This is a genomic window from Rhizobium sp. RCC_161_2, assembly GCF_041355235.1.
Lineage (GTDB): Bacteria > Pseudomonadota > Alphaproteobacteria > Rhizobiales > Rhizobiaceae > Rhizobium.
This window is the reverse complement of record NZ_JBFUPL010000049.1, coordinates 1-511: the sequence shown is the minus strand read 5'-3', so window position 1 is coordinate 511 and position 511 is coordinate 1. Positions and strand designations below refer to the sequence as shown.

Sequence of the window (511 nt, the reverse complement as noted above, 5' to 3'; positions counted from 1 at the left end):
GCATGATCTCTGGCTTTGCTGCGCCGTAGGACCGCAGCTTATCGGTGATCATCACACGCGGCGACCGTCCCTGACCCTTCATGAGCTTGCGCATCAGGCGCTTGGCGGCCTTTGCATTTCGGCGGCTTTGCACGAAAACCTCCAAGACGAAACCGTCCTGATCAACTGCGCGCCAAAGCCAATGCTTCTTGCCAAGGATTGAAACAACAGCTTCATCGCGATGCCACTTGTCCCCAAGTCGGCCGGATGACCGACGACGGATCTCGTTGGCAAAGGTGCGGCCGAATTTCTACGCCCAAAGCCGGATGGTCTGGTGCGAGACAATGATCCCACGGGCCGCCAGCAAGTCCTCGACCATTCGCAGGCTGAGAGGGAAACGGAAATAGAGCCACACGGCGTGGGCAATGACTTCAGCGGGAAAGGGATGTCGGCAATCGAGTGGATCACGGTCTGTCATAAACCTTCTTCACACATCGAATTCCACATTCCGTTAAGTCGACGATGCCCGATG

Annotated in this window: 1 pseudogene; it reads right to left on the bottom strand. The window is 56.8% G+C overall.

From position 1 onward, the window contains the following. Positions 1–457, bottom strand: a pseudogene (locus AB6803_RS33110) (IS6 family transposase); the annotation flags it as partial. Positions 458–511: the final 54 nt, after the last annotated feature.